This is a genomic window from Actinosynnema sp. NPDC020468, from assembly GCF_040642015.1.
In the GTDB taxonomy this organism is placed as follows: Bacteria; Actinomycetota; Actinomycetes; order Mycobacteriales; family Pseudonocardiaceae; genus Actinosynnema.
Map to the genome: position 1 here is coordinate 1 of NZ_JBFAEO010000015.1, position 22,042 is coordinate 22,042.

The 22,042-nt window shown below is 72.7% G+C and carries 21 protein-coding genes; 9 read left to right on the top strand and 12 right to left on the bottom strand.

What is annotated here, in order from left to right; genetic code table 11:
• Nucleotides 1-199, top strand: a 199-nt coding sequence (locus tag AB0G50_RS13325; protein ID WP_360106597.1) for a hypothetical protein, incomplete at its 5' end; no start/stop codon positions are given.
• On the opposite strand, the gene AB0G50_RS13330 is transcribed toward AB0G50_RS13325, so the two are convergent.
• Nucleotides 174-1,394 (bottom strand): MFS transporter, encoded by a 1,221-nt coding sequence (locus tag AB0G50_RS13330; protein ID WP_360106600.1) that lies wholly within the window; start codon nucleotides 1,392-1,394, stop codon nucleotides 174-176. The two genes, AB0G50_RS13325 and AB0G50_RS13330, sit on opposite strands and share 26 nt — an antisense overlap.
• 101 nt (nucleotides 1,395-1,495) lie before the next feature.
• On the opposite strand from AB0G50_RS13330, the gene AB0G50_RS13335 reads away from it, so the two are divergent.
• Nucleotides 1,496-2,332 carry a helix-turn-helix transcriptional regulator gene (locus tag AB0G50_RS13335; protein ID WP_360106603.1) on the top strand — a complete coding sequence of 279 codons (837 nt, stop codon included), beginning with the start codon at nucleotides 1,496-1,498 and terminating at the stop codon, nucleotides 2,330-2,332.
• Between the two features lie 18 nt (nucleotides 2,333-2,350).
• Here the strand turns inward: AB0G50_RS13335 and AB0G50_RS13340 are convergent, their stop codons facing one another.
• From AB0G50_RS13340 to AB0G50_RS13355, 4 genes are read right to left on the bottom strand one after another with little or no spacing between them, the layout of a single operon-like run.
• Nucleotides 2,351-2,845: a hypothetical protein gene (locus AB0G50_RS13340; RefSeq protein WP_360106606.1), complete on the bottom strand. Its 495-nt coding sequence runs from the start codon at nucleotides 2,843-2,845 to the stop codon at nucleotides 2,351-2,353.
• The gene (locus tag AB0G50_RS13345; protein WP_360106609.1) at nucleotides 2,846-4,177 is read right to left on the bottom strand and encodes a hypothetical protein; all 1,332 of its coding nucleotides are present in this window, start codon (nucleotides 4,175-4,177) and stop codon (nucleotides 2,846-2,848) included.
• Complete coding sequence (locus AB0G50_RS13350) at nucleotides 4,174-6,936, bottom strand: ATP-binding protein (protein ID WP_360106612.1); 2,763 nt, start codon at nucleotides 6,934-6,936, stop codon at nucleotides 4,174-4,176. Before AB0G50_RS13350 ends, AB0G50_RS13345 begins: the two co-directional genes overlap by 4 nt.
• A gap of 5 nt (nucleotides 6,937-6,941) precedes the next feature.
• A complete protein-coding gene (locus AB0G50_RS13355; RefSeq protein ID WP_360106614.1) occupies nucleotides 6,942-8,804 on the bottom strand; it encodes a hypothetical protein in 1,863 nt (620 codons plus the stop codon).
• A 450-nt stretch (nucleotides 8,805-9,254) separates the two neighbouring features.
• Here AB0G50_RS13355 and AB0G50_RS13360 point away from each other — a divergent pair, with 450 nt between their 5' ends.
• Nucleotides 9,255-10,067: a DUF1684 domain-containing protein gene (locus AB0G50_RS13360; RefSeq protein ID WP_360106617.1), complete on the top strand. Its 813-nt coding sequence runs from the start codon at nucleotides 9,255-9,257 to the stop codon at nucleotides 10,065-10,067.
• A 209-nt stretch (nucleotides 10,068-10,276) separates the two neighbouring features.
• On the top strand, nucleotides 10,277-10,585 hold the full coding sequence (locus AB0G50_RS13365) for a hypothetical protein (RefSeq protein ID WP_360106620.1): 309 nt from the start codon (nucleotides 10,277-10,279) through the stop codon (nucleotides 10,583-10,585).
• 192 nt (nucleotides 10,586-10,777) lie between these two features.
• Here the strand turns inward: AB0G50_RS13365 and AB0G50_RS13370 are convergent, their stop codons facing one another.
• The 3 genes from AB0G50_RS13370 to AB0G50_RS13380 form a co-directional block, all read right to left on the bottom strand.
• The gene (locus AB0G50_RS13370) at nucleotides 10,778-10,951 is read right to left on the bottom strand and encodes a hypothetical protein (RefSeq protein ID WP_360106623.1); all 174 of its coding nucleotides are present in this window, start codon (nucleotides 10,949-10,951) and stop codon (nucleotides 10,778-10,780) included.
• Nucleotides 10,952-11,035: 84 nt separating this feature from the next.
• Nucleotides 11,036-11,245, bottom strand: coding sequence for a hypothetical protein (locus AB0G50_RS13375; RefSeq protein ID WP_360106626.1), 210 nt, complete (start codon nucleotides 11,243-11,245; stop codon nucleotides 11,036-11,038).
• 58 nt (nucleotides 11,246-11,303) lie between these two features.
• Nucleotides 11,304-11,876 carry a dihydrofolate reductase family protein gene (locus tag AB0G50_RS13380; RefSeq protein ID WP_360106629.1) on the bottom strand — a complete coding sequence of 191 codons (573 nt, stop codon included), beginning with the start codon at nucleotides 11,874-11,876 and terminating at the stop codon, nucleotides 11,304-11,306.
• Nucleotides 11,877-12,107: 231 nt separating this feature from the next.
• On the opposite strand from AB0G50_RS13380, the gene AB0G50_RS13385 reads away from it, so the two are divergent.
• The 4 genes from AB0G50_RS13385 (at nucleotide 12,108) to AB0G50_RS13400 (ending at nucleotide 16,609) form a co-directional block, all read left to right on the top strand.
• Nucleotides 12,108-12,548, top strand: a complete 441-nt coding sequence (locus AB0G50_RS13385) for a helix-turn-helix transcriptional regulator (RefSeq protein ID WP_360106632.1) — start codon at nucleotides 12,108-12,110, stop codon at nucleotides 12,546-12,548.
• Nucleotides 12,549-12,558: 10 nt separating this feature from the next.
• On the top strand, nucleotides 12,559-12,969 hold the full coding sequence (locus AB0G50_RS13390; RefSeq protein ID WP_360106635.1) for a VOC family protein: 411 nt from the start codon (nucleotides 12,559-12,561) through the stop codon (nucleotides 12,967-12,969).
• 47 nt (nucleotides 12,970-13,016) lie between these two features.
• Entirely contained in the window at nucleotides 13,017-15,404 is a 2,388-nt protein-coding gene (locus AB0G50_RS13395) for an excinuclease ABC subunit UvrA (RefSeq protein ID WP_360106638.1), read from the top strand.
• 284 nt (nucleotides 15,405-15,688) lie between these two features.
• Complete coding sequence (locus AB0G50_RS13400) at nucleotides 15,689-16,609, top strand: acyl-CoA desaturase (protein WP_360106640.1); 921 nt, start codon at nucleotides 15,689-15,691, stop codon at nucleotides 16,607-16,609.
• A 2-nt stretch (nucleotides 16,610-16,611) separates the two neighbouring features.
• On the opposite strand, the gene AB0G50_RS13405 is transcribed toward AB0G50_RS13400, so the two are convergent.
• Nucleotides 16,612-16,770, bottom strand: a complete 159-nt coding sequence (locus AB0G50_RS13405; RefSeq protein ID WP_360106643.1) for an RGCVC family protein — start codon at nucleotides 16,768-16,770, stop codon at nucleotides 16,612-16,614.
• Between the two features lie 344 nt (nucleotides 16,771-17,114).
• On the opposite strand from AB0G50_RS13405, the gene AB0G50_RS13410 reads away from it, so the two are divergent.
• Nucleotides 17,115-18,746, top strand: a complete 1,632-nt coding sequence (locus tag AB0G50_RS13410) for an amidohydrolase (RefSeq protein WP_360106646.1) — start codon at nucleotides 17,115-17,117, stop codon at nucleotides 18,744-18,746.
• 318 nt (nucleotides 18,747-19,064) lie between these two features.
• On the opposite strand, the gene AB0G50_RS13415 is transcribed toward AB0G50_RS13410, so the two are convergent.
• The 3 genes from AB0G50_RS13415 to AB0G50_RS13425 all read right to left on the bottom strand — a co-directional run bounded on the left by AB0G50_RS13415 (nucleotide 19,065) and on the right by AB0G50_RS13425 (nucleotide 22,041).
• Complete coding sequence (locus tag AB0G50_RS13415; protein ID WP_360106648.1) at nucleotides 19,065-20,006, bottom strand: ABC transporter substrate-binding protein; 942 nt, start codon at nucleotides 20,004-20,006, stop codon at nucleotides 19,065-19,067.
• Between the two features lie 76 nt (nucleotides 20,007-20,082).
• The gene (locus AB0G50_RS13420) at nucleotides 20,083-20,841 is read right to left on the bottom strand and encodes an IclR family transcriptional regulator (protein ID WP_360106649.1); all 759 of its coding nucleotides are present in this window, start codon (nucleotides 20,839-20,841) and stop codon (nucleotides 20,083-20,085) included.
• Nucleotides 20,842-20,877: 36 nt separating this feature from the next.
• Nucleotides 20,878-22,041, bottom strand: a complete 1,164-nt coding sequence (locus AB0G50_RS13425) for an LLM class flavin-dependent oxidoreductase (protein ID WP_360106652.1) — start codon at nucleotides 22,039-22,041, stop codon at nucleotides 20,878-20,880.
• Nucleotide 22,042: the final 1 nt, after the last annotated feature.

Below are 22,042 nucleotides of genomic sequence, written 5' to 3' on the forward strand. Positions count from 1 at the left end.
GCGGGTCTCGAAGGACCCGGTGACCTGCTGGTTCGCCCGGACCGACCTGGAGACCGAGGTCGACACGCGGCTGTGGTGCGGCCCGGTCCAGGTGCACGGTGGACGCCTCACGCGGGTCGCGGAGGTCGTCCACCGTGCCGTCGGCGATCCCGACGTCCGGCGTCACGCCGGTGTCACCCGGCTCGGCCCGGCGCGGTGACGAGTTCGGGCTCCTGCTCGTCGGTGACGCGCACGGTGCCCCGGCCGGCCACCAGCGCGACGACCGTCTGGGCGGCCGCGACGACGCACATCAGCAGCAGCGGCGCGCGCCAGCCCCCGCTGACGGTGTGCAGCAGGCCGAAGACCACCGGCCCGACCGCGGCCAGCAGGTAACCGATCGACTGCGCCATCGCCGACAGCGCGCCCGCCACGGACGGGTCCTGGGCGCGGATGCTGAAGAAGGCCAGCGCGAGCACCAGGCACGCACCACCGCCCAGCCCGAGGACGACGCTCCACAGCAGCGCCCACTCCGGCACCGCGAACAACCCGAGGTAGCCGACGAGCAGCACCGCCGAACTCACCGTCGCCAACCCGCGCTGGTCCCGCGCCCACCGCAGCGCGGCCGGCACCGCGAGGCTGGTCAGCACCGCCACCGCCTGGAACAGGAACAGCAGCCAGCCCGCGGCCGCCGGGCTGACCCCGTTGTCCTGGAACACCTGCGGCAACCAGGTCACGACGACGTAGAAGCCGAAGGACTGCAACCCCATGAACGCCGTGACGGCCCACGCCAAACCCGAGTTCCACGGCAACCGGCGGCGGCGGATCGCCTGCGAGGCCGGTCGCACCGCGCGCATCTGCGGCAGCCACAGCGCGATCGACACCAGCGCGAGCACGATCCAGAAGCCCAGCGCGGTGTGCCAACCGCCCGGCGCCACCTCGCTGATCGGCACCGCCACCCCGGACGCCACCGCCGCGATGCCACCCATCACGGTCGCGTAGGCGCTCGTCAGCAGACCGACCTTGTTCGGGAAGTCGCGCTTGATCAGGCTCGGCAGCAGCACGTTGCCCACCGCGATGCCGGCGCCGATCAGCACCGTGCCGGCGAACAGGCCGACCGCCGTCGGCACCCACCGGACCGCGATGCCCAGCGTCAGCACCACGAGCGCGCCACCGAGGAGCCGCTCGGCTCCCCACCGCGCGGCCAACCGGGGCACCATCGGGGACAGCGCCGCGAACGCCAGCAGCGGCAGCGTGTTCAGCAGGCCCGCCACGGCGGGGGCCAACCCCAGGTCGGCCTGGACGCGGTCCAGCAGCGGTCCGACGCCGGTCAGACCGGCCCGCAGGTTCGCCGCGACCACCAGCAGTCCCCACACCAGCAGCACTTGCCCGGAACGCCGCGTCGACGTGTTCTCCATGGGCACACGATGGGGGTACGCCGGCGGGACAACCAGACCGTGCCCAGACGGGCCCTCGCAGGGCCACCCTGCGCGTCGCCGACCGCCGTACGCTGGGGTTCATGGGAACGCCGCTGGGGGATTTCCTCCGCGCCAGGCGCGACAGCACCCAACCGGAAGCGCTCGGTCTGCCGAACCGGGGTCGTCGCCGGTCGCCCGGCCTGCGCCGCGGCGACCTCGCCGCGCGGGCCGACATCAGCGTGGAGTACCTGGCCCGCATCGAACAGGGCCGCGACCGCAACCCGTCACCGGGCGTCGTCCGCGCCCTCGCCGACGCGCTCGACCTCGACCCGTCGGAACGCACCCACCTGCGCTACCTGGCGAAGATCACCGGTGGCGAGTGCTCCGTGCACATCCCACCCGTGCCGCCGTCCCGCCACGTGCGCCCGTCGGTCCTGGGCACGCTCCAGCTGTTGGAGCCGGGCATCGCCATCGTGACCAACCGGTTGGGCGACATCCTCGCCCACACCGGCGGGTTCGCCGCGATCACCAGCGGAACGGGTCTGCTCGACACCGCCTCGCCGAGCCTCACCCGCTACCTCTTCACCGACCCGCGCGCCCGGACCTTCTTCGCGGACTGGGACGCCGTCGCCGACGAACAGGCCTTCGACCTGTGGCTGGCCCCGTCGCTGGAGAACCTCGAGTGGCTGACCGCCGAGCTCACCCCGCTGGCCGGTCCGGACTTCACCCGCCGGCTGAACCGCCACGTCGTACCCCACCGCGGCGTGCACCGCCTGCACCACCCGACGGGCCCGGAACTCCGGCTGGTCCGCGAAACCCTGGAACTACCGCCCGACGCCCAACAACTGGTCGTCTACCTGCCCGCCGACACCGAAACGGCCACGGCCGTCACCCGACTGCACCACCAGGCCCACGGCCGCCTCCGCTCCATCTCCTGACCGGGGTTCACCCGCCCGTCACGACGCCGGCTTGTCCCGGTCGAAGCGGGCGACCGACGCCCAGTCCCCGAACTCGGGCACGGGCTCCCAGTTGATGTCGAGCGACACGCTGTGGTAGTCGGTGTCCCGCTTCTCGCGGGCCTTCTTGTCGCGGACCTGCCGGTGGACGGTGCCGTCCTCCCGGTACTTGACCTGCTCGATCAGCTCCGCCTCGCCCAGCATGCGTGCGCTCTCGTCCCCGTACTGCCAGCGGGTGATCGACTCGAGGAACAGGGCGTCGTCGACGCGCCGGAAGGCGAACTTCTGCCACTGCCGGCCCAGCTTGTCCGGGAAGTACACGCCGACGTAGTCGGGGCGCACCACCTCCACCAGGACCTCGGGGTTCGCCGGTTCGCCGATCACGGCGGTGTACAGCTCCCCCTCCGCGTCCCGCTGGCGGGCGTCCGCCTCGCTCAGCGGGATGACGGGCGCGACGTCCGGGAAGTTCCAGCGCTCGCAGTAGGTGTGGTCCATTTACGTCCCCTCGCGGTTGGGCAGCCGGTGGCTGTGGCCGTTCTCGTCGCGGATCGTGATGGCGAGGGACTTCGCCGCCTCGAGCACCGCGGGTGGTACGTCCTTCTTTTGCTCGGGCACCTCCAGGATGAGGTCGCCGCTCAGCCTCTCCCCGATCCGGTCCGGCAGCTGCGCACGATTGTGCGGCTTGTCGGCAATGGTCTGGTCGGGATTGTACTTCGACTTCAGTTCGGTGAGGTAACCCAACGCCGTGCTTTCCTTGACATCGGAGAGTTGGGTGTGCTTGCGGGAGACGATCTCCTCGTCGGGCACGTAGGAATCGAGCCGCTTGCCATTGTCCAGGATGATTTCGTTCCCACCGTCGAGTTCGGTGTAGTAGGGCTCGCGCGTCTCGTTGAACGCGACCCCGTCGCAGATCCGGCCCCAGGTGCCCTCCGGAATCCGGTCGGGACGCTGCGCCCGCATCGAATCGGCGCGAGGTGTGGCCGACGCGATCGACTCGGCGGGCTCGGCCTCGCCGCCGGACTCGGCGTCGGCCTCGCTCGCCGGGCCGGGTTCCGCCTGCGCCTCGATCCCGGGATCGCCCCCGTCCTCGGCTTCCGGCTCGACCTCGGCATCCGCGTCGACCTGGGGCTCACTCTCGGCTTCAGCCTCCGGCTCGGCCTCTGCCTCGACTTCGGGCTCCAGCTCAGGTTCGGCTTCGGGTTCGGCTTCGGGTTCGGCTTCCGGCTCCGGCTCGCCTTCGGGCTCGGGCTCGGCTTCGGGCTCGTCCTCGGTTTCCGGCTCAGCCTCAGCCTCAGCCTCGGTGTCGGCTTCTGGCTCGGGTTCGGGTTCGGCTTCAGGTTCGGGTTCTGCTTCGGCCTCGAGGTCGGGTTCTGCCTCGGGGTCCTCGTCGGTGGTGTCGTCCGTCGTGTCGTCGGTCGTGTCGTCGGCCGACCGGACGTCGTCCCCGCCCTCGTCCCCGTCCTCGCCCCGGACTTCGTCCTCGCCGTCGTCCCCGCCCTCGTCCCCGTCGTCTCCCTCGCCGCCGACGGGTTCTTCGTCCTCCACGAGCGTCTCGCCGTCGGTCCGGTCCTCGTCCTGGCCGCCTTCGAGGGGTTGTTCCTGCTCGACCAGGGCTTCACCGTCGGTCGGGTCGTCCTCGGTGGTGTCCCCGCCCTCGGTCGCCTCGTCCTCGGCCACCTCGTCGTCGGGCGCGGCGTCGTCGGAGGGCTCGGGGAGGGTGTCCTCGTCGTCGAGGCTCGCCTCCGCGTCCGACGTCGGCTCGGGTGCCTCCGGTGGTGGCGCGGGCGGGATCTCCTGTGCTTCGGGTGACGCGGTTTCCAGGCTCATCGGGGGTCCCGGCTCAGGCCGAGCACGGTGAGCGGCCAGGTGGTGCCCAGGCGCAGGTACCTCGTCGCGGCCAGGAAGCGGTCGGCCGGGTTCGGTTCGCGGCTGAGTTCGGCCGTCGCCGCCTCGTGGACGTGGTCACCGGTGATCACCGACCGGGACGGCCGCCACGAGTCCGGGTGGGCACGCAGGTGGTCCCGCTGCTCCGCCGTCGTGCGGCCGGTCAGCACCAGACCGCGGGCGGCCCACGCGGCGGTGGCCGGGTGCGGGGTGGGCAGGTCCGCGGCACGCAGGTCGCGCAGCACGTCGATCCACCGGAAGCGGCCCGCCTGCCAGGTGGTCTCCGTGCCGTCGCACGGTTCGCCGCCGTCCAGGGTCGCGAGTGCCGACCCGGTCAGGTGCCGGGTGAGGGCCTCCGGTTGGTAGTGCGCGGTCAGTCCGGTGTAGCGGGCGTCCACCGCCGTGTGCACCCGGTGGGCCACGGCGCATTCCAGGGTTCGGCGGTCGGCGGCGCGGAGGTCGTCCAGCCACGCCCGCTCCGGTCGGGGCGCGGGGCGGCCGACCAGGTGGGCGATGGTCAGGAGTTCCAGCCACAGCACGAAGCGCGGGGTGTCGGCCAGGCGGGTGGCCAGGCCGATTTCGCGCAGCGAGCACGCGCGGGCGGCGCACGACGGGCCGCACGCCACGCTGCGCGGGCCGCGCACCGGCGGTGCGGCGTGGGACGTGGTGGACTCGCGGCCCTCGCCCAGCGGCACCGACACCCGGATCGGGTGGTCCATGCCGTCGGTGAACACCACCGCGCGACCCGGCGGGAGGGAGACGATGTGGCGGGACTGCGCCTCGTCCAGGTTCATCGTCGCGCCCACGGCCTCGCGGTCCTCCAGAGCCGGCAGCCGGTGGATGATCTTCAGGGCGGTGTTCTTCACGACGTCCGGCACGATCTTGGCCGGGATCTGCTCGGCGATCACGATGCCCTCGCCGTACGAGCGGATCTCCGCCAGCAGCGAGGTGAACAGCTCGACCGCGTGCGCCGTCGGCGAACCCTCCTGGGCGCGCTTGAGCAGCCGGTGGGCCTCCTCGATCACGGTGACGTGCCGCAGCACCACCGCGCCGGGCGCCCTTCCGGTGCGCAGGTGCTGGTGCAGGCGGATGAGGACGGCGCCGATGAAGAACGCCTTGTCCTGGTCGTTGCCGACGTCCTCGATCTCCAGGACCACGTTGTGCCGCAACAACTCCGCCACGTCCAGCGGGTGGCCGCCCTCGAAGAAGCGGCCCGGGGTGCCCAGCCGCAGCGCGCTCAGCCGCACGTCGATGAAGCCGCGGACGTTGTCGGCGATCTCCTTGCCGTAGCCGATGCCGTCCACCACCTCCATCGCGGTGCGTTGCAGGTCGGTCAACGTCGGGTAGCGCGGCGTGATGCCCGGCAACCGGGACTCGCTCAGCACGGTGTCCCAGCCCAGGTCCGCGTAGCAGCGGGTGAGCGCGTGGCTCAGCACCTGGGGGAACGGCTCGTCGGCGTCGAACGCGGCCAGGAACAGCGCGCGGACCAGGTCGATGTGGGTCTGGATGGGGAAACCGGGCTCCGGCTCCAGCGGGTTCAGCCCCACGGGCAGCGCGTCGGGGTCGCCCGGTCGGATGACCACCACCCGGTCGGCGCCGATCCGCCCGGCCATCGCGGCGTACTCGGCCTTCGCCGGTTCGACCACCAGCCACGGCACGCCCGCGTGGTGCAGCTGCTCGAGCAGGTGGCGCACGGTCTGGGACTTGCCGCCGCCGGTCGCGCCCGCGACGAACGTGTGCCGGTTGAGCGTCGACGGGTCCACGCCGAACGGGCCGGTCGGCTGGTCGGCCTCGTCCAGCACGGTGCCCAGCCGGATCGTGCCGTCGCGCTCCGGCGTCACGTCGAACGCCGCCGGCTCCACCAGCCGGATGCCCGGCAACTCCTTGCGCGGCACGCGGGCCACGGCCGCCAGCAGTTCCGCGCCGGCCGCGAAGGGCGAGCGCGGCGCGTCCGCGTCACCGGCCGCCGGCGGCGCGTCGAACGGCCCGACCGCGGTTCCCGGCTCCAGGGCGTAGGGCAGCTCGTCCAGCTCGCTCGCGCCGCACAGCAGGGCCGCGGCCCGCCGCGCGCCCACCTCGGTCACCCCGCCGACCAGCACGTGCACGTTCCACATACCGCCGGTGCGGGCCCGGCTCAGCTCCCGGTACCGGGCCTGGGCACGTTCCAGCGCCACCCGGTCGGCCTCGGAGTTCTCCCGCTGCCGCAACCTCGGGATCGACGTCGACAGCGCCAGCAGCTCGCGGTCCACCACCGAGGCGGCCAGCGGTTCGGCGACCACCAGCCAGGCGAACGGGTCGCGCAGGTGCGACACGTAGTCGTCGAACCCGCCCCGCGCGCCGGTGCCCTCCGCGGTCCACAGCGGGTCGACCCGACCGGGGCAGCGCACCCAGTGCGGGAACTCCGCCACGTCGAGGTCGGCGCCGACGCCGGTCGCGCCCGGCGGGTAGAGCAGCGGGCCGCCGCCCTTGCCGGCGGGCGGGAAGTACGGCCGCCCGCCGACCAGGAACCGCAGCCGCTCGTCGCCGGGCAGCCGGCACCACGCCACCGCGATCGCGGAGCCCGCGTCGTCGGACAGCTCGGCGTGCGCGCCGGACAGCGCCGCGAACAGCTGCGCCGGCACCGGGTCCGGCACCGCCGGGTCGCGTGGCGGACGCGGCGCGGACAGCACCCGGTGGAAGGCGAACCCGTCGAGGAGACCCACCGGTGTCAGCTCCGCGGCGACAGCGCCACGCGGTCGAGCAGCGTGATGCCCGGGTTGCAGTCGCCGATCACCACGCGCCGTCCCGACGGCGGGTTCTCCACCAGCACGAACGCCGTCACGGGCAGCGACTGGACGGTCGTCGGCTCCACCGCGAACTCGTAGACGCGGGCCTGCGTGGTGCCGTGGTTGACCGACTCGGTGGTCGACTCGGTCACCGACGTCGACCAGTTGCGGGTCAACGACTCGGTGAACGAGGTGGACTTCGTCGTGCTGTCGGAACCGCCGACCGACTGGGCGAACCAGCTCGCCACGTCCTTGTTCCAGGACCGGCCCTTGGTGGTGGAGACGCCCTCCGTCACGGAGGTGCCCTCGGAGGTGCCGTCGGTGTCCGTGGTCCCCTTGCTGACCGCGGTGCCGACCTGCGCGGTGATCTGGCTGAGCACGAACTTGTGCCCGCGCCCGATGAACTCCGCGGCCGCGCCGGCGTCCTGGGCGTTGCCCAGGCGCATCAGGATCGCGGCGCTGTCCGCGCTGCCCAGCAACTCCTTGAGGTCGCCGCGCAACCGCTCCAGCAGCAGGATCAACCGCAGACCCGCGCGTTCGCAGTGCTTGGCCAGCGCCTCGAGGCCCTCCAGGCCGATCTCGTCCGCGCCGACGACGAACAGCACGCCGTCCTCGCCGCCGCGCCGGTCGCGCAGGTCGTGCAGCAGGCGGTGGAACACCACGCGGTCCAGGAAGTCCTTGCGCCGCGACTGGGTGTGCGAGGTGGTCACCACGGTGAGGCCCTCGGACTCCCACAACCCGCCCAGCGGCGCCGCGTCGGGACCGGCGATCTCGTCCTTCGCCAGCAGGCCGAGCGTGCTGGTGAGGAACTGCAACTCCTGCTGCACGCGGTCGCCCTGGCCGATGGTGTCCACGGCCGAGGTCAGGCTGGTGATCTCCGCGGTGCTCAGCGTCTCGTCGGAGCCGATGTCGTAGGTGCGGCGCAGCACCTCCAGGCCGGCGACGATCCGGCGGAACGTGGGTCCGCCGGTCAACCGCCGGGCCACCGCCTCCAGCAGGTCGGTGTCGAGTGCGCGCAGGTCCACGTGGTCGTGGGAGCGGCGCATGGTGTGCACGGCCTGGGCCAGCACGTCGGCCAGCTCGTCGGCCTCCAGCCCGGCCAGCACGCCGTGCCGGTCGCCGTGCGAGGGCAGCTCGACCTGGGTGATCCGGTGGCCGCGCTCGTAGAGCAGCCCGGCCAGCGCGCTGGCCACGTACTGCTCGCTGAAGTCGACCACGGTCAGCTTCGCGCCCGACTGCACGAGCGAGCAGCCGAGCGTGGCCAGCAGGCTCGTCCAGCCCTCGGCGGTGCCGCCGAAGACGTCGACCCGGCTGGGGCCCGACCGCAGCTGCAACGGGTGCCACAGCTGGGCCGCGGCGCGCCGGGCGGTTTCGGCCTGGTCGTGGCCCGCCACCCGGGCCTGCCAGTCCTGGCGGGCCTGCTGGAACTGGTTGTGCCGCACGTCGCGCTCGGTCTTCGCCTGCGCGAGGGCGGACTTGATCTGGGAGTTCGGCACGACGATCGGCAGCACGACGAACGCCACGACACCGGCCACCAGGGCGACGAAGCCCAGCGTGGTGGAGCCGAACGAGAACACGATCCAGGCCGCCGCGGTGATACCGAGGCGCTTGGGGAGTTTCTGCTTGGCGACGGCGATCTTCTGCCGTAAAAGGCTGACGTCGGCCTCCGGCGGCTCGTACCACACCGGAATGCTGTCGGCCTCGGGACTGCGCGACGCCGGTGCCGGCGGCACGTACTCCCAGCCCCACCTCTCCTGCGGCGCGAATAGCCGGTCAGCCAGCGCGATGCTGGTCGAATTGGTCAAGACAACCTCCCATCGGACGCGGCCGACGAGGCCGGCCATCACGAACTGCTCACCCGAACGCGCCGGGCGGATCGGGCAATCGGTTACATCGACACGCGAGTCGTGCACGTTTCCATTTCCCCGAATGGGCTAATATTCGCCTGGATCTGGAAAAGTGAGTCGAACTCCATTTCGCCGGGTCACCCGTTCCGATCGCCGGTACACCGCCGGGGTGGCTTTTTAGCACATCTCTCCGGAACGGTTCCCGGCCGGCTCCGCCGGGATGGTCGAATCCGCATTCTTACGGACGGGGCGAAGTGAGTCGCGGTCGAATTGTGGAGCCGGCGCCGAATGCGTTCGCCGGGTGGTCGCGGGCGTCCGCCCGGGGTCCGCGTTCCACTGGGTGGGAGGCGGAATAGTCGCCCGGGCCGCGGGTTGGGCTCCATGTCGGGGTTGTGAGAGGAGTGCGCGGTGAGCGGAGTGGTGGACGTGACGCAGGACGGGTTCGTCGGGCAGTGGCGGGCGTGGAAGGACGAGCGGGAGCAGCGCCTCGCCGAGCCGTTCGGGTGGTTGGCCCTGGTCTCGCTGGACTGGCTCGGCACCGAGCCCGCGGCGTACCCGGGGTTGCCCGGGGTGTGGTGGCAGGCCGAGGACGCGTCGGTGGCCTACTTCGACCCGCAGGGCGCCGAGGCGGTGCACGACGGCGCGCCGGTCACCGGGGTGGTGACGTTCGACCTGGTCAACAGCGGTGCCGGCACCCGGGTCCTGGCGGGCGGGGTGGAGATCGAGGTGGCCAGGCGGAGCGGCTACCTGATCCGGGTGCACGACCCGAAGGCGCCGGTGTTGGCCGCGTTCCGGGGCGTGCCGGCGTACGAGCCGGACGCGCGGTGGGTCCTCAAGGGTGTGTTCGAGCCGTACGACGAGCCCCGGCCCACCACGGTCGGCGCGGTGGTGGAGGGGTTGAGCCACGTCTACGTCGCGCCCGGCGTGGTGCGGTTCGAGCGCGACGGCGTCGAGCACTCGCTGATCGCGTTCAACGGCAAGGAGTCCGGGCTGAGCATCCTGTTCACCGATGCCACCAGCGGGGTCACCACCTACGCGGCGAACCGGTCGCTCGCGGTGCCGGCGCCGGGCGAGGACGGGTCGGTGGTGCTGGACTTCACCCGCGCGACCAACCTGCCCTGCGCGTTCACCGACTACGCCACGTGCCCGATCCCGCCCGCGGGCAACCACCTCCCGTTCGCCGTGGAGGCGGGGGAGAAGACGCCCTACGAGCGGGTCTGATCGCGAGGCCCTCGCCGGCCCGGCGAGGGCTCTCCGAGCTCGGACGCCGGTGGACCGGCGGGCGACGGCGGCGTCGAGGTCGCCCTGGTCGGGGTGGACCTCGCCGGCGGCCCGGACCACCGGGGAGTCCGGCCGGAGCAGCAGCGCGGTGAGGTCGATCGGCAACGGCCGCGCGCGCCGGACCGGTTCGGCCCGGCGGCCGGGTGGGCGTGCTCGGGCACCGGCAGTCGCACGCCCGCGCCCGCGACCTCGGGCCGGGTGGGCAGCTCGCCGAACAGCACGCGCCGGCCGGCGGTGTCCTCTCCCGGTGCCGGCAGTGCGACCTGGGCCCGGGAGAAGGTGACGGCGCGCTCGGCGGCGGCCCGGCGCTCGGTCTCGTAGGTGTCGAGCACATCGGCGGCGAACACGTGCGCGGCGTCGCCGACGAGGGACACCCGGCGGTCCCGGAAGCGCCCAGCACCCTGGCCACGCCGGCGCGCCGCTCGGCCGGCGTCATCGGCGCGTCGGTGGCCGGCTAGTCCCACTCGACCGCGGCGACCAGCGGCGCGTAGGAGAAGCCGCCGGTCGTGGTGCGGACGGGCGGGAACGGCCGGATCGGGGCGTGCCCCGGCACGACCAGCGCGCCGGTCGCGCGGCTGTGCGCGCTGTCCGCGCCGACGAGGTGGCGGCCCGGAGTTCGAGGTCGCCGTCCGGGCCGGTCGCGGTCACCGTCACGCCGCCACCGTCCTGGGCGAACCCGGTGAACGTATGCGCCGCAGGTCGACGCCGAGTTCCCGCGCGCGCTCCTCCGCCACCCGCACCGTCTCCAGTTCGGGCACCGGGAGGTCGTGGATCGGGCTGTCCGCGAGCCGCTCGCAGCGGCCCCGCTGGTCGACCGTCCGCACGATCCGGCCGACGAGGCCGTTCGACCGGGGTTCCGGACACGCCGAACAGCCCGTCGGGCGGGCTCGGTGGGTCAGTGCGGTGGGTCAGCGCGGTTCGGGCAGCAGCGCCACGAGGTCGCGTGCGGGGTCACGGGTCCGGTGCGCCATGGCCGTGCCCAGGCCCGCGCCGACCACCGCCGCCACGACCTGCGGGTACAGGTCGTCGGCGGCGGTGGTCACCTCGTCCTGCGCGGGAGGCGTGCGCGCGGAACGCTTCTCGCGCAGCCCGCCGTCACCTGGTGCCCTGGCGACCACCGCGGCCACACTGTCCGAATTCGCGCACGTCCTGATCCGGAAAGTCCGGTCGACCCGGTCAGCGCACGTCGTAGACGAGCTTCTGCACGCCGTTGCCGTAGGACTCGCTCTCCACGAGCGTCAGGTTCTGCTTGTCCTTGTCCGTCTCGCTGAACAGCCGCTTGCCCGCGCCGAGCAGCACCGGGAACACCAGCAGGTGGTAGCGGTCGACCAGGCCCGCGTCGGCGAGCGCGCGGTTGAGGGTGGCGCTGCCGTGCACGGTGATCGCACCGCCCTCGGTCCGCTTGAGCGCCGCGACGTCGTCCAGCGAGCGCAGGATCGTGGTCTCGCCCCAGTTGTCGACCAGGTCGTCCTCGCCCAGCGTGGTCGACACGACGTACTTGGGCATCGCGTTGTACTCGGCGAACTCGGTGGTCATGGTCGGCCACACGGGCGAGAACACCTGGTAGCTGACCCGACCCAGCAGCATCGCGGTCGACTCGGTCTGCTCGCGCCCCTTGAGCTCGTAGGCGGCCGGGTCGAACTCGACGTCGGTGAACGTCCAGCCCGAGTTGCGGTAGCCGGGCTCACCGCCGGGAGCCTCGACCACGCCGTCCAGCGAGACGAACGCGGTGGTGATCAGGGTGCGCATCGGGGGTGCTCCTTCGTCGGTTCCTGCGTGCGGTCGTGAACGCGTCGAACGGGGACGCCCGGAATCGACACGTCCCGGGAAGAAGAGAACACGGGCCGTCCCAAGGGGACAACACGGCCGGCGTCGACCACGACCCGCGGCCGGGTTCACCCGATCGGGAGCGGTGCGCGGAGGTGGTGCTCACCGTCGGCAGTGGACCGGAACGCTGCGCGATGTGGCACCATCGCCGGGGTGGGCAGCAGATCCGACTCCGCGCAGGGGTTGCGCGACCTCGCCCGGCTGCGGCGCGTCCGGGACCGGATCGACCGGGACTACGCGCAGCCGCTGGACGTCGAGGCGCTCGCGCGCGGGGTGCACATGTCGGCCGGGCACCTGAGCCGGGAGTTCCGGCTCGCCTACGGTGAGTCGCCCTACGGCTACCTCATGACGCGGCGGATCGAACGGGCGATGGCGTTGCTGCGCCGGGGCGACCTCAGCGTCACGGAGGTGTGCTTCGCGGTCGGCTGCTCGTCGCTCGGCACGTTCAGCACCCGGTTCACCGAGCTGGTCGGCGTGCCGCCCAGCGTGTACCGGCGCGAGGCCGAGTCGGCCGAGGGCATGCCGTCGTGCACCGCCAAGCAGGTCACCAGACCGGTCAGGAATCGAGAAGCGCGTTCACCGGGCCGCACCTAACGTGGCCGGCATGGACATCACGATTTTCTCCAGCTTCCTCCCGCACGACGACCCGGCCGCCGCCCTGAAGTTCTACCGCGACGTCCTCGGGTTCGAGGTGCGCCAGGAGGTCGAGTACAACGGGCTGCACTGGATCACCGTCGGCCCGACCGGCCAGCCCGGCACCTCCATCGTGCTGCACCCGCCGGCCGTCGACCCGGGCGTGACCGAGGACGAGCGCCGCACCATCGTCGCGATGATGGCGAAGGGCACCTACGGCGGCATCCTGTTGGCCACCAAGGAACTCGACGCCACCTTCGCGCGCGTCGAGGCGGGTGGCGCCGAGGTCGTGCAGGAGCCGACCGACCAGCCGTACGGGGTCCGCGACTGCGCGTTCCGCGACCCCGCGGGCAACCTGATCCGCATCCAGGAACGGCGCTGAGCCGTACCGCTCCCACCGGCGACCCGCGACCGACCACTGGAGAGACGATGAGCAAGGCCAAGACGACGGACTCGCGGTCGCCCCACGCTGCCGACAGCCACGACCTGATCCGGGTGCACGGCGCGCGGGTCAACAACCTCAAGGACGTCAGCGTCGAGCTGCCGAAGCGCCGGTTGACCGTGTTCACCGGCGTTTCGGGCTCGGGCAAGAGCTCGCTGGTGTTCGGCACGATCGCCGCCGAGTCGCAGCGGATGATCAACGAGACCTACAGCGCGTTCGTGCAGGGCTTCATGCCCACGTTGGCGCGGCCCGACGTGGACGTGCTCGACGGCCTCACCACCGCGATCATCGTGGACCAGCAGCGGATGGGCAGCGACCCGCGGTCCACGGTCGGCACCGCGACCGACGCCAACGCCATGCTGCGCATCCTGTTCAGCCGGCTCGGCAAGCCGCACATCGGCTCACCGCAAGCGTTTTCGTTCAACGTCGCCTCGATCAGCGGCGCGGGCGCGGTCACCGTGGAACGCGCCGGGCGCACCGTGAAGGAACGTCGCAGCTTCAGCATCACCGGCGGCATGTGCCCGCGCTGCGAGGGCCGCGGCTCGGTGTCCGACATCGACCTCACGCAGCTCTACGACGACTCCAAGTCGATCGCCGAGGGCGCGTTCACCATCCCGGGCTGGAAGTCGGACAGCTTCTGGACCGTGCGGGTCTACGCGGAGTCCGGCCTGCTCGACCCGAACAAGCCGATCCGCCGGTTCACCAAGAAGGAGATGCGCGACTTCCTGCACCACGAGCCGGTGAAGGTGAAGGTCGAGGGCGTCAACCTCACCTACGAGGGGCTGATCCCGAAGATCCAGAAGTCGTTCCTGTCCAAGGACAAGGAGTCGCTCCAGCCGCACATCCGGGCGTTCGTGGAGCGCGCGGTCACCTTCACCACGTGCCCCGAGTGCGCCGGCACGAGGTTGAGCGAGGCGGCCCGGTCGTCCAAGATCGCGAAGATCTCCATCGCCGACGCGTGCGGGATGCAGATCAGCGACCTGGCCGAGTGGGTGCGCGCGCTGGACGAGCCGTCGGTGGCGCCGTTGCTGGACAAGCTCTCCGCCACGCTCGACTCGTTCGTGGAGATCGGACTGGGCTACCTCTCGCTGGACCGGCCCTCGGGCACGCTGTCCGGCGGCGAGGCGCAGCGGGTCAAGATGATCCGCCACCTCGGGTCCTCGCTCACCGACACCACCTACGTGTTCGATGAGCCGACCACCGGCCTGCACCCGCACGACATCCAGCGGATGAACAACCTGCTGCTCCGCCTGCGGGACAAGGGGAACACGGTGCTCGTGGTGGAGCACAAGCCGGAGACGATCGTGATCGCCGACCACGTCGTGGACCTCGGTCCCGGCGCCGGCGCGGGCGGTGGCGAGGTGTGCTTCGAGGGCACCGTCGAGGGCCTGCGCGGATCGGACACCGTGACCGGCAAGCACTTCGACGACCGCGCGTCGGTCAAGGAGTCGGTGCGCGTGCCCACCGGCGCGCTGGAGGTGCGCGGCGCGAGCAAGCACAACCTGCGCGACGTCGACGTGGACATCCCGCTCGGCGTGCTCGTGGTCGTGACCGGCGTGGCCGGGTCGGGCAAGAGCTCGCTGGTGCACGGCTCGATCCCGGCCGGCGAGGGCGTGGTGGCGATCGACCAGACCCCGATCCGCGGCTCGCGGCGCAGCAACCCGGCGACCTACACCGGCCTGCTGGAGCCGATCCGCAAGGCGTTCGCCAAGGCCAACGGGGTGAAGCCCGCGCTGTTCAGCGCCAACTCGGAGGGCGCGTGCCCGGCGTGCAACGGCGCGGGCGTGGTGTTCACCGACCTCGCGATGATGGCCGGCGTGGCGACCACGTGCGAGGAGTGCGAGGGCAAGCGGTTCGAGGCCTCGGTGCTGGAGCACCGCTTCGGCGGTCGCGACATCAGCGAGGTGCTCGCGATGTCGGTGGCGGAGGCCAAGGAGTTCTTCGGCTCCGGCGAGGCGCACACCCCGGCCGCGCACGCCGTGCTCGAGCGCCTGTCCGACGTGGGCCTGGGCTACCTCAGCCTCGGGCAGCCGCTGACCACCCTGTCCGGCGGCGAGCGCCAGCGGTTGAAGCTGGCCACGCACATGGGCGAGAAGGGCGGCGTCTACGTGCTGGACGAACCGACCGCCGGCCTGCACCTCGCGGACGTCGAGCAGCTGCTCGGCCTGCTGGACCGCCTGGTCGACTCGGGCAAGTCGGTGATCGTGGTCGAGCACCACCAGGCCGTGATGGCGCACGCCGACTGGATCATCGACCTCGGTCCGGGCGCGGGCAACGACGGCGGCCGGATCGTCTTCGAGGGCACACCGGCCGACCTCGTCGCGGCCCGCTCGACCCTCACCGGCGAACACCTGGCGGCCTACGTCGGCGCGTGAGCACGGCGTCCGGCGACCGGTAGGCGGGCGTGGGCCGGTGTAGCGTGGGTGACAGGCGCTTCGCAGGCCGAATGTCCAGGCCCGGCACGTGCGCTGTCGTTCGTTCTCCACATGACGCGGGTGCGCGGGTCGGATGTGCCCGGCCGCCCCCCTCGGCGGTCGGGCGCTGTTCGTCAACCGCGTCGCGGGCATCTCCCTCCCGGTCCGGCGGCGTCGACTTGTCGTCACGAGGCGGATCGGCTCGCGCGGAACCGCGCCGCCGTCCGCCAGTCAGGTAGTCCGTCATGAGCACGACAACGCTCTCCGGGCCGAAACCGGTGTCCGCGGAACCCCGGACCCGGGGCGAGCTGGTGACCATCCGGCTGTTCCTCGCCCTGCCCTTCCTGGCGCTGCTCGCCGTGGTGCCCGCCACCTGGGGCTGGGGGCTGAGCTGGGTCGACGTGGCGCTGGCCGCGGTCTTCTACACCGTGTCCACGCTCGGCGTCACCATCGGCTACCACCGCTACTTCACGCACGGCGCGTTCAAGGCGAAGCGGTGGCTGCGGATCGCGCTGGCCGTGGCCGGCGGGCTGGCCGCGCAGGGCCCGGTGATCACCTGGGTCGCCGACCACCGGCGGCACCACGCGTTCTCCGACCGCGAGGGCGACCCGCACTCGCCGTGGTTGTTCGGCACATCGCCCCGGGCGCTGGCGCGCGGGTTCTGGCACGCGCACATGGGCTGGCTGTTCGGCCGGGAGACCACGAACGTGGACCGGTTCGCACCGGACCTCCAGGCGGACCCGGACATCCGCGCCGTGGACCGGCTCTTCCCGCTGTGGGTCGCGGTCACGGCGGGGTTGCCGGCCGTGCTCGGCGGGCTGATCACGATGTCCTGGTGGGGCGCGCTGACGGCGTTCCTGTGGGCGGGGCTCGCCCGGATCTCGTTCCAGCACCACGTCACCTGGTCGGTGAACTCGATCTGCCACATGATCGGGGACCGGCCGTTCGCCTCGCGGGACCGCTCGGCCAACTTCTGGCCGCTGGCGATCCTGTCCATGGGCGAGTCCTGGCACAACTCGCACCACGCCGACCCGACGTGCGCCCGGCACGGCGTCCGCCGCGGTCAGGTCGACATCTCGGCCCGGGTGATCTGGGCGTTCGAGAAGCTCGGCTGGGCGTGGCAGGTGCGGTGGTCGCGTCCGCTGCGCCCGGCCGAGGGCCGGTAGCGCTACCGGCAGACGCAGCCGCGGGACAGCGCGGCGGCGGCGGTGGCGGTGCAGAACCGCACGCCGAGCGCGTCGTGCGCGCTCCACGGGTGCGGGCAGACGTCGCACTGGTCGGTGGCGGGGGTGGCGGGCGCCTGGTCGTTCGGCAGGACGGTGTTCACGAGGTGCTCCGATGAGCGGGTGCGGAAGTGGACGGGGGCGCGTGGCCCCCAACGGTGGGCGCGGCACGTGGTCGCGCGGATGTCCTTCCGTCACCGCCGACCCTACTCCGCGCCCGCGGTCGGTTGCTCGTCAGCGCATCCTTCTTGTCCGCCGCCGCACGAGCGCGCGCGGCCCGGTTCCGCCGGGCGGGTGGTGTGCCGAGACTGCCAGGGTCGGGGAGTGCGCAGACCGCAGGTCCGGTGAGGCGCCGGGTGGCGCGCACCGGGCGGAGCGGGTACGAACTCCGTGTTTCGCCTCGTGGGACGCTCGCCGTCCGCGACCTGACCGGGGAGTGGCCGCAACCTTGGCAGCCGATCTGATCCTGACCAACGCCACCGTCCACACCGTCGACCGCGACCGGCCGCGGGCCACCACGCTGGCCGTCGAGGGCGGGCGGGTGCTCGCGCTGGACGCCGTCGAGCCGGGACCCGACACCGAGGTCCGCGACCTGGGCGGCGCGTTCGTCATGCCCGGCCTGGTCGACGTGCACAACCACCATGCGCTGGCGGGTCGGGCCGAGCTGTTCGAGCTCACCTTCGGCGGCGACGCGGGCTTCGAGGCGATCCTGGACGCGGTCCGGGCATGGTCGGCGACGCTCGGTCCGGACGAGTGGGTGGTCGGCGGCGCCTGGGCTTCGACGCTGGTCGAGACCCTGTCGCGGGAGTCGGCGCGGCGCGCGCTGGACGAGGCGGCCGGCGGGCGTCCGGTCATGCTGACCGACGACAGCAGGCACAACCGCTGGGTGAGCAGCCGGGCACTGGAACTGGCGGGCGTCACCGCGGCCACCCCGGACCCGGCGGGCGGCGTGATCGTGCGCGACCCCGCCTCCGGCGCGCCGACCGGCGTGCTGCTGGAGGCCGCGGGCGTGCAGGTCGAGCGCGCGCTGCGGGAAACCCGCTCGTTGACCGAGGAGCAGCACGCCGCCGCGTCGCGGCTCGCCATCGGCGTCCTGCACTCCTACGGCGTCACCGCGTTCCAGGACGCTGGCGTGTCGGTCGACATCCTCACCGCGCTGAAGTCGCTGGACGACGCGGGCGAGCTGGCCGCGTGGGTGGTGTCCTCGCTGCTGATCAACGACCCGATCTTCGGGTTCGACCCGATCGGCTCCGAGCTGATCGCGCTCGGCGAGCGCTACCGCAGCGAGCACCACCGGCCGGACTTCGTGAAGATCTTCCTCGACGGCGTGCCGCCCACCCGTACCGCCGCGTTCCTCGACCCGTACCTGCCCGACGAGGTGCACGGCGCGTGCTTCCACGGCGCGCCGACCATGCCGCCCGCCGAGCTGGAGGGTTGGCTGCGCGCCGCGGCCGGCGCCGGGTTGTCCGCCAAGATCCACTGCACCGGCGACGCCGCGGTGCGCGCCACGCTCGACGCGGTGGAGAAGCTGCGCGCCGAGGGCCACACCGACACCCGGTTCCAGGTGGCGCACGGCCAGTTCGTGCACCCGGACGACCTGGCCCGGTTCGGCGCTTTGGGCGTGACCGCGGACATCTCGCCGTTCCTGTGGGTGCCCGGCGTCATCCCGACCGCGATCGCGAACGTGCTGCCGGCCGAGCGCGCGGAGCGCATGCAGCCCAACCGCGCGCTGCTCGACGGCGGCGCGCTGGTCGCGGGCGGCTCGGACTGGCCGGTCAGCGAGTCGCCGAACGCGTGGGAGGGCATCCAGGGTTTGATCACCCGGCAGGACCCGACCGGTGTGCACCCCGGCGCGCTGTGGCCGGAGCAGGCCATCACGCTCACCGAGGCGGTCGAGGCGTTCACCCTGTCGGGGGCGCGCGCGATGGGCGTGGACGACGTCACGGGCTCGCTGCGCCCGGGCAAGTCGGCCGATTTCGTGGTGCTCGACCGCGATCCCTTCGACAGCCCCACCGCGGACCTGCACACCACGAAGGTGGTCGAAACCTGGTTCGCCGGCCGCCAGGTGTTCCGCCGCTGAGCCCGCGGCGCTGAGCGGAAGGCCGGCGGTCGACACGTCGCCCGCCGGCCTGAACCACCGGTGTTGTTCCCCGGCCCGTGCTGCCGGTCGTTCCGGCAGCCGGGTCGAGTGCCGGCGTGAACGGCCGCCGGTCGTCTCCTCGACCGCGAGCCCGAACCACCGTCCGCCCCGACCGACGGCGCGCCTGAGCGGCTCGTCGGCGAATCCGGGGCGTGGTCCCGCGTTCGCCGTCCCGGCGCAGGCGTCCGCGCCCTCGGCCCCCACCATCCACTGTGGACCGGCGTCGACGGCAGGTGTCCGTCGACGCCGGTGCCCGGGTCAGGCGCGCGCGGCGAGCGTGCCGGCGACCACCTCGTCCACCCACGGCAGCACCGCGTCCCGGACGGTCACCGGGCGGGGGAGCAGGCCGTTCGCGGTGAACAGGTCGGCGGCGTGCTGCTGCTCGGCGAGGAACGCCTCGTCCACCGGGTTCACGCCGAACGGCCGTCCCCGCAGCGCGCGCTCCCACGAGTCCAGGTCGGCCTGCCCGCCGCGGGCGACCGCGTCGTCCACGAAGAACCGGGCCGCCTCGCGCGGGTTCGCCACGATCCAGCGGTCGGACTCCTGGAGCGCCTCGATGATCGCGGTCAGCTCGGCGCGGTGGTTCTCGGCGAAGTCGCGGCGGGTGAACCACAGCGACGGGTGGCTGAACAGACCCTCGGTCTCCACCAGCGTGCGCACCGGCGCCTGGGCCTCGACCCGGTCCAGGTCCGGGTACGAGCCGGTCCACGCGTCGATCCCGCCCTCCAGGAACAACGTCGCCGCGTCCGCGCCGGTGTTGACGGGCTCGACGTCGTCCCAGGTCAACCCGGCCCGGTCGAGCGCGAACAGCAGCAGCGTGGTCTGCCACGAGCCGTGCGCGATGCCGACGCGCTTGCCGCGCAGGTCCGCGACCTCCTTGATCGGCGAGTCGGCGGGCACCACGAGTCGGCCGTTCTCCGTACGGGGCCCGGAAACGCCGATGTAGACGACGTCGCGACCGGCGCCGAGCGCGGTGATCGGCGGGGTGAAGCCGGTGCCGATGACGTCGTAGCCGCCGTCGGCGAACAACTGGTCACTGTGGACGGTCGGCAGCCCCGACCGGGGGTCGGGCTGCTCGCCCTGGGGCAGCGTCCGCAGGTCGACCCACGTGACGTCGGGCAGCGCGCGCTCCAGGATGCCGGTGTGCCGCAGCACGAACAGCGAGTTGTTGTGCGGGAAGTACCCCACGCGAACGGTCATCACGAACCTCCAGGCGAGTGCGACGAAGTACCCGGCGCACACGCGCGCCGGGTGGGACAAAGGGGAATCGAGGGGATTACCGCGAGGGCAGCAGGAGGGCGGCGACCCGGTCGACCCGGGTCAGCGCCTGGTCCACGAACCAGCGCACGCGGTCGTAGGTGATCAGCTCGGGGGTGGCGCGCAGCGTCAGCGCCGCGTAGCTGAACCCGTCGGAGTCCAGCACGGGCACCGACACCGACCGGATGCCGGTTTCGCTCTCGCCGTCGTTCAGCGCGTACCCGGCCGCGCGCACCTTGACCAGTTCCGCGCGCAGCTCGGCGCGGTCGCCGATGGTCCGCTCGGTCGGCCGGACCAGGTCGGGCAGCGCGTCCAGGTCGTCCTCGCCCGGCGGCGCCCACGCCAGCAGCACCTTGCCCATCGCGGTGGAGTGCAACGGGGTCCGGATGCCGTCGGAGGACTCGGCGCCCACCGTGCCGCCGATCAGCACGAGCGCGTCGTGCCCGCTGCGCACCGAGATGCTCGCGGACGCCTTGGTGGCGCGGGAGAGCTGGGACAGCACGGGCTCCAGCCGGTGCAGCCCGTGCTGGAAGTAGTGCAGCTGCCCCAGTTCCGCGACGGTGGTGCCGAGCCGGTAGCGGGCGGTGTCCGGATCGCGGGCCAGGAAACCGGCCGCCACCAGGGTGAGCACCAGCCGGTGCGCGGTGCTGATCGGCAGGTCCATGGCCTTGGCGATGTCGGTGACGCCCAGTTCGGGCCCGAGGTGGGCGAAGCACTGCAACACGCCCAGCGCGCGCCGCACCGCCTGCGCGCCCGTCGGGGCCGCACTCGTCGCCATCAGCGCCTCTCCCGGTCGTCGGCCGCCGCGGTGAGTCTACGCACGCAGCGTCACCGGCTCGGTCCGCCCACGCGCGCCGAGTCGACCGCGCAGCAACGGGAGCACGCCCTCCGCCACGTGGTAGGCCTCCTCGATGTGCGGGCCGCCCGCCAGGATGAAGGAGTCCACGCCGAGGTCGATCAGCTCGTCCAGCCGCTGCGCCACCTGCTCGTAGCTGCCGACCAGGCCGAACGCCGGACCCGGCCGCATCAGCGCCAACCCGGCGAACACGTTGGGCGCCACCTCGAAATCGCGGAACCCGGTGAAGGACTCGGGTTGGAAGCCCACCGCGCGCCGCACGCCGAACGAGTCGCCGCCGTCCCGCGACAGCTGCGCCCGCACCGCCTCCGGCTCCACGTGCCGCCAGCCGCGCTCGATGTCCGCCCACGCCTCCTCCGCGGTCGCCCGCGCCAGGACGTCCACCCGCACCGAGAACTTCGGCGCCGCGCTGCGCTCCCGGACCGCGTCGAACTTGGCCCGCAGCGCGTCGAACGGCTCCAGCCACGACAGGTAGTAGTCGGCGTGCCGCCCCGCGGCCTCGATCGCGGCGGGCGACGAGCCGGAGAAGTACACCTCGGGGAACGACAACCCGGCCAGCGGACCGGGAAGGCCGCCGCCCTCGACGCGGTGGAAGCGGCCGTCGAAGTCGAACGGGCCGCCGTCCCACACGCCGCGCAGCACGTCCAGGAACTCCGACGTGCGGGCGTACCGGTCGTCGTGCGCGACCTTGTCGCCCCACCACAGCTGCGGTTGCCCGCCTCCGCCGGTGATGATGTTGTACGCCACCCGACCGCCGGACGCGCGGTGCAGGCTCGCGGTCATCCGCGCGGCCTGGACCGGGTTCAGGAAGCCGGGTTGGAACGCGATCATGAACTTGTACGTCTTGGTTTCCCGGGCCAGCGCGGCCGCCACCGCCCACGGGTCGTCGGTGCCGGGGAACGACGGCAGCAGCCCGCCGTGGAAACCCAGGCCCTCCGCGGCGCGCGCGGTCTGCACGAGGTAGTCCAGCAGCCCGTAGCCGTCCGGCTCGCCGTCGCGCACGCCGGGCGTGATGCTGTCCGGACCGGCAGGCGCCCAGTCGCCGCGGGACTGCCGGTGCGCGGTGCGCAGCGACTCCGGGTCGCCCGCCATCCCGATCCGCCACCAGATGTCGATCGTCATG